We start from the raw sequence: 12726 nt of genomic DNA, 5'->3' as shown, positions 1-12726 counted from the left end.
ACCGGTCAGGTGAGCCGAAAAGCGGTGTGCTGACCCGAGCGGGTTCGTGAAGCATCTGTCACGACACCGCTCGGATCAGCCTGGTCCCGGCGTCCGGCCTCAGCGGGGGAGCGGCCGGCCCTTGGTTTCCGGCCCAACGAACCAGATCATCGCCAGGGCGATGACATACGACGCCACGCCGACAGTGGTCGCCGCCGTCGAGATGCCGCCCAGCAGGCTGATGAGCACGCCTGTGAAGAGCGTGACCAGGGAGCCTGCGATCCGGGCGGAATTGAACACCGCCGAGATCGCGGTAGCGCGGCCCGTGGTCGGGAACAGTTCGGGCATGTAAATCGGCATCCAGGCGAACTGCCCCAGAATGAAGAACCCGGCGATCCCAGCCGCGATCAGCGCGATCTCCGGCGTGCTCACGGCGAAGAAGAAGACCGGAAGAATAACCGCGGACCCGACGTAGTACAGGAGCATGGTGGGTTTTCGGCCCCATCGGTCCGCCAGGTAGCCCAGCAGCAGGTAGCCGGGTACCGAGGCGGCGTTGAACACCAACCCCGCATTCGCGGACCACGTGTTCCCGCGATGTCCGGTGTGCGCGGCGAGCTGCCCGGTGTACTGCGGGATCCACGACGACACGCCGTAGAGACCGATCACCGACACAACGGTGATCACCAGTAACCGGACGGCACGGCGGCGAAGGTGGGGTTGACTGAACACGGAGACGAACGGGGAGCGCAAGAGCTCGCGGTCATGCTCGGCGACCTGCCCGCCACTGGCTGCCGTTGCTTTGGCATTGCGCCGGCGGTCACGAACCGTCGTCCACATCTCCGGATCACGAACCGCACGACGCACGTAAAGCACGACCAGCGCCGGAAGCGTGCCGACGAGGAAAAGGTACCGCCAGGCTTGGCCGCCGGCCGGCTGCAACAGGAACCAGGCAACGGCAGCGAGCACCGCGCCTACGCCGAAACCGGATTGCAGCACAGCCGCGGCGCGCCCACGGCTGCGATCGGGCCACAGCTCGCCGATGAGCGTCGTCGCGCTGCCCCACTCCGCGCCCAACCCCATGCCGGTGATGAAGCGCAGGGCCAGCAACCACCAGTAGTCGGGTGCCAAGGCGGTCATGCCTGTGAACAATGCGTACCAGAGGATCGAAATGATGAGGGTGCGCCGCCGGCCGAGGTAGTCCGCGGCGAACCCGGCGACGATCCCTCCCAAGGCCCACCCCGCGAGGGTCGCGGCCACCAGTGCGCCGACATATGCGGGAAGCCGTTCGAGCTGGGCGCTGGTACCGAGACTGGTGACGGCGGCCGACCCCGCCAGGACGAGCGCGTAGGTCTCGAACCCGTCGAACGTCCATCCGAGCCATGACGCCACGAGCGCCCGGCGGCTGGTCTTGTCGATACTGCGCATAGTTACGGGTTGATCAAGGGTGTTGAGCGGCGGCACGCCGCTTTCCAGGTCGGACACAATGCTCTCCTTTGAGCTTGGTGCCGAACTCAGTCGAGCACGTCGACCGGGGCAAGGACAGTGACATCGATCGGTTTGGCCAGCAGGTCCGGCAGCTGGGCCCGGTAGTTCTTGTAGTGCGCGGAGGCGCGGTGGGCCTCGAGCGCGGGAGTGTCCTCATAGCGCTCGATGAGCACGAACTCGGTGTCGTCTCCGTGGGCGGTGAACAGGTTGTAGAGGCGGCAACCCGGTTCGGAACGGGTCGGTGCGACCATCCCGCCGAGTAGCGCCTGTAGTTGCGCGGCGCGCTCGGGCGCCGGAGTGAAACGGGCGATCACGGTCACGGGAATCTCGTCGGACACGGTGTCTCCAGTCTGCGGGTAGTGGGGGCCTCTTGCATCCCCGTCGATAAGACGTTATAAAACGTCTTATGCATGCTGTCAAGGCTCAGCCAGCGGCGAACCCGGTGCCCGGTCTCGTGCGCCGGTCGCGGTGCGGCGCCGGGCCGCCAACCGGTTCAATACGACTTATGACATCCCATAAGGACTCCGAGTTCCGCCTGGACCTGTCGGCCGCTGACCTGCGGATCGAGCGGGGCCGTACGCCGGCGACCGTGCAACTGGCGGAGCAGATCAAGGCCCAGATCGTCAAGCAACAGCTGCCACCTGGCGCGCGGCTGCCCACCGAGAAGGAGCTGATCGCGGAGTCCGGATTGAGCCGGATCACCGTCCGGGCCGCGGTGGGCGTCCTCGAATCTCAGGGTTGGGTGGTGCGCAAGCAGGGGCTGGGCACCTTCGTGTCCGAGCCGCTGGACCAGGAGCTGTCCTCCGGAGTCCGCACGATCACCGAGGTCCTGCTCGACCGCGGCGTCACCCCGCATATCGACGTCGTGAGCTTCGGCATCGAACCCGCATCGGCACACGTCGCACAGGTCATGGGCGAGCAGGAAGTGCTCACCATCCGTCGGCGATACGGCGACGGAGAACAGCCTGTCGCGCTGGTGACCATTCACCTCCCGACGCGTGTACTCGACGCTGCGGAGCCCTTGCGGTCGGCCGAACCCGCGACCGAAACCACCTACACGATGTGGGAACAGCGCCTGGGCACCCGCATCGCCGAAGCCCGGCACGAGATCCACGCCGCCGGTGCCTCCGCGGAAGTCGCGGCGGCGCTGGAGATCGATGAGGGCGCACCGGTCCTCGTCCTCGATCGCGTCAGCTTCGACCACGAGAACCGCCCGCTGGAGGTCGTGGTCTTCCACTACCGACCGGAACGTTACGGCTTCACCGTGACCCTTCCTCGCGTCATCTCCCGCGGCCCGGTCGGGATGACAGAAAGAACAGAAAGGTTGCGTCCATGACCGACGCCGATCGCCCGCACATCGGGTTGATCCTCGCCCTGACCATCCGTGGCCTGTCCGTGGGCAACTACCCGGACATGGCCCGCGTCGCCCGGGTCGCGGAGTCCCACGGGTTCGACTCCGTGTGGCTGTGCGACCACTTCCTGACCCTCAGCCCGGATGACTACGTCCGGGATGCCGGGATCACCGGCGGGGCCGAAGCCGGCGCGTCGGCCGAGGGACCGTCGTCGATTCCCCTGCTCGAGTGCTGGACGGCCTTGTCGGCGCTGTCCCGGGACACCAGGACGCTGCGTCTGGGCACCAGCGTGCTGTGCAACTCGTACCGCTTCCCCGCCGTCCTCGCCAAGATGGCCGCCACCCTCGACGTGATCTCGGAGGGGCGGGTGGATCTCGGCCTGGGTGCGGGCTGGTTTCAGCAGGAGTTCGAAGCGTACGGAATTCCGTTCCCGTCGACCGGTGACCGGGTCTCGGCGCTCGCCGAGTCACTCCAGGTGCTGCGCAGCGTCTGGACCGAGCCGAACCCCGAATTCCACGGGAAGTTCTACGAGATCAACGGCGCGATCTGTGACCCGCCGCCTGTTCAGCAACCGCACCCTCCCTTGTGGGTCGGTGGCGAAGGCTTGCGGGTCGGCCGTATCGCCGTCCGGTATGCGAACGGAATCAACGTCCGGTGGTGGCCGGCCGGGAAATGCGGCGAACGCCGCGCGCTGCTCGACCGCGAATGCGAGGCGATCGGCCGCGACCCAGCCACTCTTCAGCTGTCACTGACGACGCTGCTCGCACCCACCGAGTCGCCCGCGGCGCAGCAACAGCTGCGCGCGCGGTTCAAGTCGATCCCCGAAAGCGGCCTCATCACCGGCTCTCCCGAAGCCTGTCTCGCGCGCATTCGCGAATACCAGGACCAAGGGATCAATCACTTCCTCTTCACGGTCCCGGACGTGGCGGAATCAGACCACCTCGACGTCGTCGGCGAGCAGATCCTGCCGCACCTCGACCGCCGGTCCGCCTGAGCCACCCGGTCCGCATAAGCCCCCCGCACCGCAGAAAGCGAGCCTCACCATGCCTTCCGACAGCACCTGCCAGAAGACCGAGACCGCCGGCGAGGAATACCTCCGCCCGACCGCGTACATCGACTCGGACCACCCGATCGTCGTCGCCACCGCCCGCGAACTCACGACAGGCACGACGACCGATGTCGAACGACTGGGCCGCATTTATCACTACGTCCGCGACCTTCCCTACGACATCCTCGCCTCGTTTCGCTATCTCGCGCAGGGCCGCACAGCCGCGAGCGCAGTGCTTGAGCACGGCGTCGCCTTCTGCATGGGGAAAGCAAGCACGTTCGTCGCCCTGTCCCGCGCGGCGGGAATCCCGGCGCGCGTCGCCTTCCAGGCACTGGACGCGCCGAAAATGGAATTCCTCTCGCCCGAGGTTCGCGTGCTGTGGGGCGGGCCGGTCGGGCGCCCGCTGCCGTGGCACTCGCTCGGCGAAGCCTTCATCGACGGTCGCTGGATCAAGCTCGACGCCACCATCGACGCACCCACCGCGGCCCGGCTCGGGAAGCCCTACACCGTCGCCTACGACGGTCACACCGACATCCCGACCGTCGAGGGACCGGTGTTGCGCGAAAACGGAAGCTACTCGGACTATCCCGCCGAGGTTGCGGACTGGTACCTGCGGGTCGCTCGCGAGGTCCTCGACGCACTCGGATCGCCGGGCGCGCACGCCCGTGTGGCCGCCGACGACATCCTCTGGCGCGGGCCGGATCCGGAACTGGTGATCCGGCAGGCCGTCGCCTGACTTTCCTATCGACCCGAGGAGCGACACCACGATGTCCGTTCGCCAGATCAACTCCGTCAACCCCGCCACCGAGCAAGTGCTGGCTCGATTCGACCCGCACAGTCCGGCACAGATCGAGACCGCGCTCGAGCGAGCCACAGCCGCGGCCGGCCAGTGGCGGTCGACGCCGGTCGACGTCCGAGCCAAGCATCTCGAGCGTGCCGCCGCGTTGCTGCGCGCCGACCGAAACCGGCTTGCCACACTGATCACCGAGGAGATGGGCAAGCCCATCGCCGAAGCGGAAGCCGAGGTCGAGAAATGCGCGTGGTGCTGCGACTACTACGCGTCCGAAGGCCCGGCGCTCCTGGCCGGCCAACCCGTCGCGACCGCTGCCACGCGAAGCCATATCGCCTATGACCCGCTTGGCTTGGTGCTCGCCGTGATGCCATGGAACTTCCCGCTCTGGCAGGTGTTCCGATTCGCCCCGCCGGCGCTGCTCGCAGGCAACGGCGCGGTCCTGAAGCACGCGTCGAACGTCCCGCGCTGCGCACTCGCGATCGCCGATATCTGGGACCGTGCCGGCTGCCCGCCGGGCCTGTTCACCACGCTGCTCGTCGGCCCCGGCGCCGTGCCCGACCTCCTCGCCGACGACCGCATCCACGCGCTGACCCTCACCGGTTCCACCGAGGTGGGAGCCGCGGTCGCCGCCATGGCGGCACAGCACCTCAAGCCGCAGGTGCTCGAACTCGGTGGCTCCGACCCGTTCATCGTCCTCGCCGATGCCGACGTACCAGCAGCCGCCGCGGCAGCGGTCACCGCGCGCATGCTCAACACCGGGCAGAGCTGCATCTCAGCCAAGCGCTTCATCGTCGAAGACGCCGTCGCCGATGAGTTCACCGAAGCGTTCGCAGCCGGTGTCGCTGCACTGACCGTCGGCGATCCCCTTGATCGCGGCACCCGAGTCGGCCCGCTCGCCAGGGCCGGTATTCGCGCCGATCTGATCGACCAGGTCGCCCGCAGCGTCGCAGCAGGTGCCCGCGTCGTGACCGGCGCCACCGTCCCGGACGGCCCTGGATTCTATTTCCAGCCGGCCGTCCTCGATCAGGTCACTCCGGCGATGGCAGTCGCGGCGGAAGAAACATTCGGCCCCGTTGCCGCTGTCCTGCGCGCGAAAGATCCGGCCGAGGCCGTCGATCTCGCCAATGCCACCGAGTTCGGTCTCGGTGCCGCACTGTGGACGACCGATCTCGACCGCGCCGACCACATCGTTCCCCACATCGACGCCGGAGCCGTCTTCATCAACGGGATCGTCGCCTCCGACCCCCGCCTGCCGTTCGGTGGCGTCAAGCGCAGTGGCTACGGGCGGGAGCTCGGCGCCTTCGGGCTCCGGCAGTTCACCAACGTCAAGAGCGTCTGGGTCGGACCCGCACGGAACGGGCAGGATCACCCGCTCAGCGAATGAACTCACCCAGACCCGAACGAAAGCGATCTCCCATGCACCCAACGCATCCTGCATCATCCCTCGACCATCCGGCTCCGCACATCGAGACCGTCACCATCGTCGGTGGCACCGGAGCGCTCGGCCTCGGGCTCGCGACCCGGTGGGCGCATGCCGGCGTCCACGTGAGAATCGGTTCTCGTCGCGCCGACGCGGCGAAGGCGACAGCGGCGAACCTTCCTGGGGCGTCAGGCGGTGAGAACGCCGAGATGATCAAAGACGCGCCCGTCGTCGTCGTTGCGGTGCCCTTCAGCGCCCACATCGAAACCATCCGTTCGATCGCCGACGTCATTCAGCCGGGCCAGCTGCTGATCGACACGACCGCGCCGATGGTGCCAGGACGACGTGGCCTCCGGCCGATCACCCCATGGGCAGGCTCAGCGGCGGAGCAGGCGCAGGACCTGTTGCCTGGTGGCGTTTCCGTCGTTTCCGCGCTGCAGACCGTCAGCGCCGCCACGTTGCGGGACACGGCACGGCACCTTGATGAGGACGTGTTGCTTTGCGGTGACAAGAAGGTCGACAAGGAGGCCGCGGCAGCGCTTATCGCCCGAATTCCCGGGCTCCGGGCGATCGACTGCGGCCCGCTGGACCTGAGTGGAGTCTGCGAACGGATGACCGCTTTGCTGATCGGAGTCAACCGGCGCTACAAGACCCACGCCGGTATTCGGCTCACCGGGCTGTCCACGCCCAAGCTCGAACAGCCCGCGTGACTCCGCGGCAGCGCGGTCTCGAGTTGAAGCCGGTGGCGCTGACGCGTTTGCTCAGCCCGGCCCGGTCGACCGCCGGGATGGCCTGGTAGAGGCAGGCGTCGAAACAAGTGACCCAGTTCAGGGACGGATTGGCCTGCAAGGTCGTGCTCGCCTGTGCGGCCGGGCCGCTGATGGGGGTCGAGGAAGTTCGGTAGGACGTACTTGTTCGTCTGTACCGTGCAGCTCGGGCATTCCTTGGCGATGTAGTCGCGCACCGCGGGGTCGTGCCCGTTCGTGATGGCGTACTCGTCTCGCGTCAGTGATTGAGCAAAGGAGCCGATCATGGAAGCCGCACTGTTCTACGGTAAGCGGGACCTGGGCACGATCATCGAGCAGGCCCGTGCCGGGTCGGCCGTGCTGTTGCCGGCGAGCGAATCGCCGCGGCGAGCTACGCGGTCACTTCCCCGAGTTCGGAGGGAGAAGCCGTGCGATGACGGCCAACCAAACCGCGACGCCGGTTGAACCCCCACGCGTTCATGTGGACGCGATGCTCACCAACCTGGACCACATGCGAGCGGAATTCTTTACTGCTGCTCATTACTGTTCCTCACCTTTCTTCTTGGGCCGGTTCAAGACTGCTCCGGTACGAGAAGCACTTTCCCCACGTTCTGCCTGCCGGTCAGGATCTGGTTCGCCCTGGCCGCGTCGGCGAACGGGACGACCTCCGACACGATCCGCCGGATCACCCGCGCATCCAGCAGCGGAACCAGCGGCGCGAGCCACGGTTCGAGCGTGTCCCGCTCGTCCCACAGCACCCGCAGGTCAAGGCCGATGACTGCGTTGGAATCGATCATCAGCCGGGACGCGTCCAGGCCCTCGATGGCCCGGAAATCGGAGGTTTCGTGCCGAGCCGGCGTCGACGTACCGCAGCGAGTTCCTGTAGACCAGCCACGCTCCGCGTTTTTCTTCGTACACGGCCAGAGGCCTCCGTTCGCGTCCTGACGGCGGCATGGCTCGAGCGGTCTTGATGAGGCCGGGTGGGACCTCGTTAACTCATGGAGAAACTCCATGAGTTAACGAAGGTAAGCTTCATCCATGGCGGAGAATGAAATTGCGGCGTCGCTGCTGTACCAGGTGACAGCCATCGCCGGTCAGGTCACCGGCAGGATGCAGGAGGGTCTTGAGCGGCTGGAACTCACTGGACCGACAGCGAACCTGCTGTGGGTCTTGAATCCTGGGGACGAGCCACAGTCGCTGCGTAAGCTCGCCACCCTCCTGCACTGTGACCCTTCCAACATCACCCTGCTCAGTGTGCAGCTGGAGGAACGCGGGCTCGCCGAGCGGCGCCCGCATCCCCGCGACGGGCGCGTGCGGACGCTGGTACTGACCGCCGAGGGCCGAAAGATCCGCCAGCGCCTGCTCGCCATCGTTGCGAAGCGTTCGCCCTTCGCCGATCTTGACGACAAGGAACAGCGGCTCTTGCATAGCTTGCTGGCCAAGGCACTGGCCGGTCCGCAGAGAGACAGCGGTCGGCCCGTCTGACTTTGCTTGAGAAACTCATGTATATTCTCAGGTATGAGGGATGACGCAAACCCAAGACATGTACGGCTGACCGCGACGGGCGGCCCCGAGATGCTCCAGGTGGAGCCCATGTCGGTGCCGGAGCCCGGCCCGGGTCAGGTCCTCATCAGGGTGGAGGCTGCCGGGGTGGCCTTCAACGACGTCTCCACCCGTGAGGGGCTCAACCCCGGCCCCCTTCCGGACGTGCTGGGGTTTGACGTCGTGGGCCACGTCGAGAAGGTGGGGGCCGGTGTCGACGATGTCGCCGTCGGCCAGCGGGTCGGCGCCCTGGCCGGTGTCGGCGGGTACGCCACCCACGTATTGGCGACCTCGCAGCGGGCCGCGCCGCTACCCGAGGGACCTTCCGCCGAGGAACTCGACGCGCTGGTGCTCAATTACCTCACGGCCTGGCAGATGTTTCATCGCAAAGTCAGAGCGGTCCCGGGGCAGGCGGTGCTGATACTCGGCGCCGCCGGTGGTGTCGGGTCGGCGTTGTGCCAGATCGCCCGCGCAGCCGGAGTCGAGGTCTACGGCACCTCCAGCCGAGCCCGGCGCGCCCGAGTCGAGGCCAACGGCGCCACCTGGGTAGCAGATACGGCCGCGGTGCCGGAGCCCGTCGCGGCCACCTTCGATCCGGTGGGCGGGCCGTCGCTGGCACGTTCGCGTCGCACCACGAAACGGTCGGGCGTGGTCGTTTCGTACGGCTTCAGCTTTGCCATCGGCGCTGGATACTCCAAGGTCGGCGCTATGGTGCGCACCGTCGGCGCCCTCGTACGAGCAAAGCTCACCCCCGGTGCCCGCGTGGTGGTGCACACGGTGGAACGAGCAGTTGACAAGGACCCGGCCGGATTTCGGGCCGACATGACCGCGCTGGTCGAACTATTGCGGGCTGGAACGCTCAAACCGGAGGTCACGACCCTGCCGCTCGACCAAGCCGCCGAGGCGCACCGCCGCCTCGAGAACCGCGAAGTCGAAGGCAAACTCGTCCTCATCCCATGACCACGCCGGGTCGCTACCTTACGTGTGCAGGAGACAGTTGTGACGGTAGTTTTCATCCACGGTGTGCCCGAGACACCCGTCGTGTGGGATGTCGTCCGGCAGCGCCTCGATGTTGACAGCGAAGTCGTGCATCTGCCCGGATTCGGCATCCCACGCCCCGCAGAACTGGACAGCAACGAGGCGTATGCTTCCTGGCTTGTCGACCGGTTGCGGGAAATGCCAGGCCCGCTGGACCTCGTCGCTCATGACTGGGGAGCTCACCTCACTATCCGTGCAGTGTCCGCCTACGGCATCAATTGCCGCTCGTGGGTCGCCGACGTGGGCGAAGCTTGGCACCCCGACTACGCATGGCACGGAGGCGCTCAGATGATCCAGTCGCCGCAGGGCCGTGACTTCTTGGCCGGTATGACCGCGCCCGCAGGATCATTCGCTGGTTACCTGCGGCCGCGGGGAATCAACGACGCCTCCATGGACCGCATCGACCATGCGGCCGACAAGGTGATGACGGACACGATGTACCTGCTGTACCGCGACGCCGTCCCCAACTTCTACACCTATAACTCGTGGGGTCCGCAGATGGAGGCGGCACGTTCCGTTCCGGGGCTGATCGTGTGCCCCGATGAGGACCCCTACGCCAGTGTCGATCTGAGCCGCCAGACGGCGGGGCGGCTCGACGCCGAGTTCGCCGTCCTACCCGGCAAATCGCATTACTGGATGCATCAAGACCCAGACGGCGCCGTACGGCTGCTCCGCGACTTCTGGCAACGTGCCAAAGGCTAAAAACACCGAGGAGTCGCGCTGCGCGGTCCTGCGCATCAACGGTTACGTGATCGCCCGCCAAACCTTGCTGATGCCGGCTGGGGAAGGTGTCGGTGCGTGCCCTCGACCTGGCCTCGCTGAGCTCGGTTGCCTCTCCTACCGACCAACTGCTGAACGAAGGCCGCACGCTGATCTATCTCATCAACAATGCCGGCGTCATGAACCCGCCGATTCGGCAGCTCGCACAGGACGACGCGCTGGGGGAACAATGTATAGCGGCTCTTCGAAGTCAAGCGGGGTTGAGATGCCCGCGGTGGTGATCCCGGTCGACGGCGGCCAGCACGCCAGGCCGCTGCAGTCGTACTGGGGTGTGCTCCAGGAGTCACAGCAGCGATGACGGTCCAACACGCGATCGACGCGATCGCGTCCAGGCGCCCGGTGGTGGCGGTCGGCCGGGAAGGCGAGGGAGCCCTGGTCTTCGCGGCCGCCCGCGCGACCCCGGAACTGGTGGCGTTCACCGTCCGGCACACGTCCGGATTCCTGTGCGTCGCGCTGCCTGGGCCGACGTGCGATCGCCTGCACCTGCCACCGATGCTCGGTGGCCGCGACAGATTCGGCCCTGCCTACCGGGTGACCGTGGACGCCTGCGGGACCGGTACCGGTATCTCGGCGCGGGACCGGGCCCTGACCATCGCGGCGTCGGCCTCACCCGGCGCGGGGGGTGGACGAGTTCGTGCGGCCGGGTCACGTGGTGCCGGTGCGCGCCCGGGAAGGGGGAGTGCTGCACCCGGCCGGGGATTCCTGAACTCGCGGTCGATCTGGCCCGCTCCGCTGAGCTTGGCGCCGCCGGCGCCTGGGCGACCTTCGTTTCGCGGGAGCGCCCGGTCCACACCGCCCGTGGAGCCGAGCCTGGCCGCGGGCCACGCTCAGTTCGCGCGCTTGCGCAGCTCCGCCAGGTAGGCGGTGACCGCGTTCCGGTTGCGGGTCAGAATGTCGATGCGTTCGGTCAGCCTGTCTCGCTCGCGTTGCAGCGTTGCGATCGTGTCGGCGGTGACGCCTTCGAAAACGATCGGATCACGCGGTGAGTTCAGGCAGGGCAGTATCGCGCGGATGACGTCTGTCGAAAGGCCCGCGTTCAGCAACTCTCGGATTTGCTGAACGGGGCCCAGGGCGGTCTCGTCGTAGTCGCGGTAGTTGTTCGGGCTCCGTACCGAGGTGATCAACTCCTTGGCTTCGTAGAAACGTACCTGACGGGTCGAAACACCCGCCCGTGCCGCGAGCTCACCGATACGTCCGGGATGCTGTGGCGGGTCAACTGGGTGCCGGGGCCGAGGTGGGCGTGTCGCTGGTCGTCGACGCGGACGGCGACCGGGTGGTCGACCTGCGGGGTGGGTACCGTGACGCGGCGCGCATCCGGCCATGGCGCCGGGACACGGTCACCCATGTCTGGTCGATCACGAAAACCGTGACGAGCCTGGCCGCGCTGCTCCTCGTCGATGCCGGCGAACTGGACGTCTATGCGCCGGTTGCCCGTTACTGGCCCGAGTTCGCCGTGAAGGGCAAGGGACAGGTCGAGGTACGGCACTTGCTGTCCCACAGCTCGGGTGTCTCGGGGCTGCGGCAACCCGCGCGGCTGGAGGACCTTTACGACGTGCGGACCCCGCCGCGAGGATGGCCGCCCAGGCGCCCTGGTGGCGTCCCGGCTCGGCGTCCGGCTATCACGTGTTGAACTACGGCCGCTTGATCGGCGAGCTCGTGCACCACTTGACCGGGATGTCACTGCGCGAGTTCGTGCGCGGGTCCATCGCCAAGCCGCTGGGTGTCGACTTCCAGATCGGCCTGCGGGACGGCGATGTCCACCGGGTGGCCGATGTCCTCACCCCGGCCCTCGATTTCGATCCGTCCACATTGGACGGGGACACCGTCGCATACAAGACGTTCACCGGTCCCTCGTTCAGCGCGGAGGCGGCCAACTCCCCGTCCTGGCGGGCCGCCGAGCCGGGGGCGGCCAACGGGGACGGGAACGCCGCCTCGCTGGGGGACATCCTGGCCCCGATCGCCCGCTCCGGCGCCTCCGGTAACGGGCGGCTTCTCAAACCCGCCACCATCGAGGTCATCTTCGACGAGCAGACCAACGCAAGGCCACCATCAGTTACGTGATGAACAACATGGGTGCCGACATCCTTGGCTCACCACGGGCCGCGGCCTACAGCAGCGCCATCTACCGCGCCTTGGGTATCCCATCCTGACCGTGCTCAGCCGGTGTGGGCGCAGAAGCCGTCCTCGGCCATGCCCACTCCGGACAGCGCAGCGCTCACGACCTCCCGCACGAACTTCTGGTCGAGTTCCCGGTGCCCGAACAGCACGCGGAACACGACGGGCGCGGCGAACAGGTCTATGAGCAAATCGATGTCGAGCCCGGGGCGGATATCACCCCGCGCCTCACCCTTCCGCAGTGATCCGACGCAGGCCTCCCGGCGGGGTTCCCAGACCACGGTAAGGAAGTTCTTCCGCAATTCCTCATCGTCCGCCAGGTCGGCTGTCAAGGCCGGGAGCACGTTGCGAAAGGCCGGGTCGGCCATCCCGATGCGGAGCGCCTCGAGATGGCCGACAAGATCACAGTAGGTGCACCCGGTGTCGAT

The 12726-nt window shown here is 67.1% G+C and carries 17 protein-coding genes; 12 read left to right on the top strand and 5 right to left on the bottom strand.

Annotated features, from left to right (window positions below):
• Positions 1-99 precede the first annotated feature (99 nt).
• Entirely contained in the window at positions 100-1461 is a 1362-nt protein-coding gene (locus GKO32_RS12205) for an MFS transporter (protein ID WP_312867818.1), read from the bottom strand.
• Between the two features lie 29 nt (positions 1462-1490).
• The gene (locus GKO32_RS12200) at positions 1491-1802 is read right to left on the bottom strand and encodes a putative quinol monooxygenase (protein WP_312867817.1); all 312 of its coding nucleotides are present in this window, start codon (positions 1800-1802) and stop codon (positions 1491-1493) included.
• Between the two features lie 167 nt (positions 1803-1969).
• Between GKO32_RS12200 and GKO32_RS12195 the strand changes: the two genes are divergently transcribed.
• From GKO32_RS12195 to GKO32_RS12170, 6 genes are all read left to right on the top strand, one after another.
• Positions 1970-2800, top strand: coding sequence for an Rv0792c family HTH-type transcriptional regulator (locus tag GKO32_RS12195; protein ID WP_154756953.1), 831 nt, complete (start codon positions 1970-1972; stop codon positions 2798-2800).
• Positions 2797-3810, top strand: a complete 1014-nt coding sequence (locus GKO32_RS12190; protein WP_154756952.1) for a TIGR03619 family F420-dependent LLM class oxidoreductase — start codon at positions 2797-2799, stop codon at positions 3808-3810. The genes GKO32_RS12195 and GKO32_RS12190 overlap by 4 nt, the downstream gene beginning before the upstream one ends.
• 49 nt (positions 3811-3859) lie before the next feature.
• Complete coding sequence (locus GKO32_RS12185) at positions 3860-4600, top strand: transglutaminase-like domain-containing protein (protein ID WP_154756951.1); 741 nt, start codon at positions 3860-3862, stop codon at positions 4598-4600.
• Positions 4601-4631: 31 nt separating this feature from the next.
• Positions 4632-6041 (top strand): NAD-dependent succinate-semialdehyde dehydrogenase, encoded by a 1410-nt coding sequence (locus GKO32_RS12180; RefSeq protein ID WP_154756950.1) that lies wholly within the window; start codon positions 4632-4634, stop codon positions 6039-6041.
• A 32-nt stretch (positions 6042-6073) separates the two neighbouring features.
• Positions 6074-6787: an NADPH-dependent F420 reductase gene (npdG, locus tag GKO32_RS12175; protein WP_154756949.1), complete on the top strand. Its 714-nt coding sequence runs from the start codon at positions 6074-6076 to the stop codon at positions 6785-6787.
• 321 nt (positions 6788-7108) lie between these two features.
• Positions 7109-7288, top strand: a complete 180-nt coding sequence (locus GKO32_RS12170) for a hypothetical protein (RefSeq protein WP_154756948.1) — start codon at positions 7109-7111, stop codon at positions 7286-7288.
• Positions 7289-7395: 107 nt separating this feature from the next.
• Here the strand turns inward: GKO32_RS12170 and GKO32_RS12165 are convergent, their stop codons facing one another.
• A complete protein-coding gene (locus GKO32_RS12165) occupies positions 7396-7620 on the bottom strand; it encodes an MDR/zinc-dependent alcohol dehydrogenase-like family protein (RefSeq protein ID WP_154756947.1) in 225 nt (74 codons plus the stop codon).
• A gap of 241 nt (positions 7621-7861) precedes the next feature.
• On the opposite strand from GKO32_RS12165, the gene GKO32_RS12160 reads away from it, so the two are divergent.
• The 4 genes from GKO32_RS12160 (at position 7862) to GKO32_RS40760 (ending at position 11044) form a co-directional block, all read left to right on the top strand.
• Positions 7862-8308, top strand: coding sequence for a MarR family winged helix-turn-helix transcriptional regulator (locus GKO32_RS12160; protein ID WP_154756946.1), 447 nt, complete (start codon positions 7862-7864; stop codon positions 8306-8308).
• 33 nt (positions 8309-8341) lie between these two features.
• On the top strand, positions 8342-9325 hold the full coding sequence (locus GKO32_RS12155) for a zinc-binding dehydrogenase (protein WP_154756945.1): 984 nt from the start codon (positions 8342-8344) through the stop codon (positions 9323-9325).
• 39 nt (positions 9326-9364) lie between these two features.
• Positions 9365-10105 (top strand): alpha/beta fold hydrolase, encoded by a 741-nt coding sequence (locus GKO32_RS12150; protein WP_154756944.1) that lies wholly within the window; start codon positions 9365-9367, stop codon positions 10103-10105.
• A gap of 372 nt (positions 10106-10477) precedes the next feature.
• Positions 10478-11044: a 3,4-dihydroxy-2-butanone-4-phosphate synthase gene (locus GKO32_RS40760; RefSeq protein ID WP_246243520.1), complete on the top strand. Its 567-nt coding sequence runs from the start codon at positions 10478-10480 to the stop codon at positions 11042-11044.
• Here GKO32_RS40760 and GKO32_RS12140 read toward each other — a convergent pair.
• Positions 11011-11373, bottom strand: coding sequence for a MerR family transcriptional regulator (locus GKO32_RS12140; RefSeq protein ID WP_312867821.1), 363 nt, complete (start codon positions 11371-11373; stop codon positions 11011-11013). The genes GKO32_RS40760 and GKO32_RS12140 overlap by 34 nt on opposite strands.
• Positions 11374-11387: 14 nt before the next feature.
• Between GKO32_RS12140 and GKO32_RS38375 the strand changes: the two genes are divergently transcribed.
• Together GKO32_RS38375 and GKO32_RS38370 are read left to right on the top strand one after the other, a co-directional pair.
• Positions 11388-11813, top strand: coding sequence for a serine hydrolase domain-containing protein (locus tag GKO32_RS38375; RefSeq protein ID WP_208024384.1), 426 nt, complete (start codon positions 11388-11390; stop codon positions 11811-11813).
• The gene (locus GKO32_RS38370; RefSeq protein ID WP_208024381.1) at positions 11756-12244 is read left to right on the top strand and encodes a serine hydrolase; all 489 of its coding nucleotides are present in this window, start codon (positions 11756-11758) and stop codon (positions 12242-12244) included. The genes GKO32_RS38375 and GKO32_RS38370 overlap by 58 nt, the downstream gene beginning before the upstream one ends.
• 95 nt (positions 12245-12339) lie before the next feature.
• On the opposite strand, the gene GKO32_RS38940 is transcribed toward GKO32_RS38370, so the two are convergent.
• On the bottom strand, positions 12340-12726 hold the full coding sequence (locus tag GKO32_RS38940; RefSeq protein WP_312867820.1) for a TetR-like C-terminal domain-containing protein: 387 nt from the start codon (positions 12724-12726) through the stop codon (positions 12340-12342).

It is taken from the genome of Amycolatopsis pithecellobii (assembly GCF_009707865.1).
GTDB lineage: Bacteria > Actinomycetota > Actinomycetes > Mycobacteriales > Pseudonocardiaceae > Amycolatopsis_E > Amycolatopsis_E pithecellobii.
Note: the sequence above shows the minus strand (reverse complement) of the source record. Positions and strands in the feature narration are given on the sequence as shown.

Bases quoted from the DNA above. Each gene is read 5' to 3' on its own strand.
- GKO32_RS12195 (WP_154756953.1), top strand. From the start codon at position 1,970: ATGACATCCCATAAGGACTCCGAGTTCCGCCTGGACCTGTCGGCCGCT.
- GKO32_RS12190 (WP_154756952.1), top strand. From the start codon at position 2,797: ATGACCGACGCCGATCGCCCGCACATCGGGTTGATCCTCGCCCTGACC.
- GKO32_RS12160 (WP_154756946.1), top strand. From the start codon at position 7,862: ATGGCGGAGAATGAAATTGCGGCGTCGCTGCTGTACCAGGTGACAGCC.
- GKO32_RS12155 (WP_154756945.1), top strand. From the start codon at position 8,342: ATGAGGGATGACGCAAACCCAAGACATGTACGGCTGACCGCGACGGGC.
- GKO32_RS12165 (WP_154756947.1), bottom strand. From the start codon at position 7,620: ATGATCGATTCCAACGCAGTCATCGGCCTTGACCTGCGGGTGCTGTGG.
- GKO32_RS12180 (WP_154756950.1), top strand. From the start codon at position 4,632: ATGTCCGTTCGCCAGATCAACTCCGTCAACCCCGCCACCGAGCAAGTG.
- GKO32_RS12170 (WP_154756948.1), top strand. From the start codon at position 7,109: ATGGAAGCCGCACTGTTCTACGGTAAGCGGGACCTGGGCACGATCATC.
- GKO32_RS40760 (WP_246243520.1), top strand. From the start codon at position 10,478: ATGACGGTCCAACACGCGATCGACGCGATCGCGTCCAGGCGCCCGGTG.
- GKO32_RS12185 (WP_154756951.1), top strand. From the start codon at position 3,860: ATGCCTTCCGACAGCACCTGCCAGAAGACCGAGACCGCCGGCGAGGAA.
- npdG (WP_154756949.1), top strand. From the start codon at position 6,074: ATGCACCCAACGCATCCTGCATCATCCCTCGACCATCCGGCTCCGCAC.
- GKO32_RS38370 (WP_208024381.1), top strand. From the start codon at position 11,756: ATGGCCGCCCAGGCGCCCTGGTGGCGTCCCGGCTCGGCGTCCGGCTAT.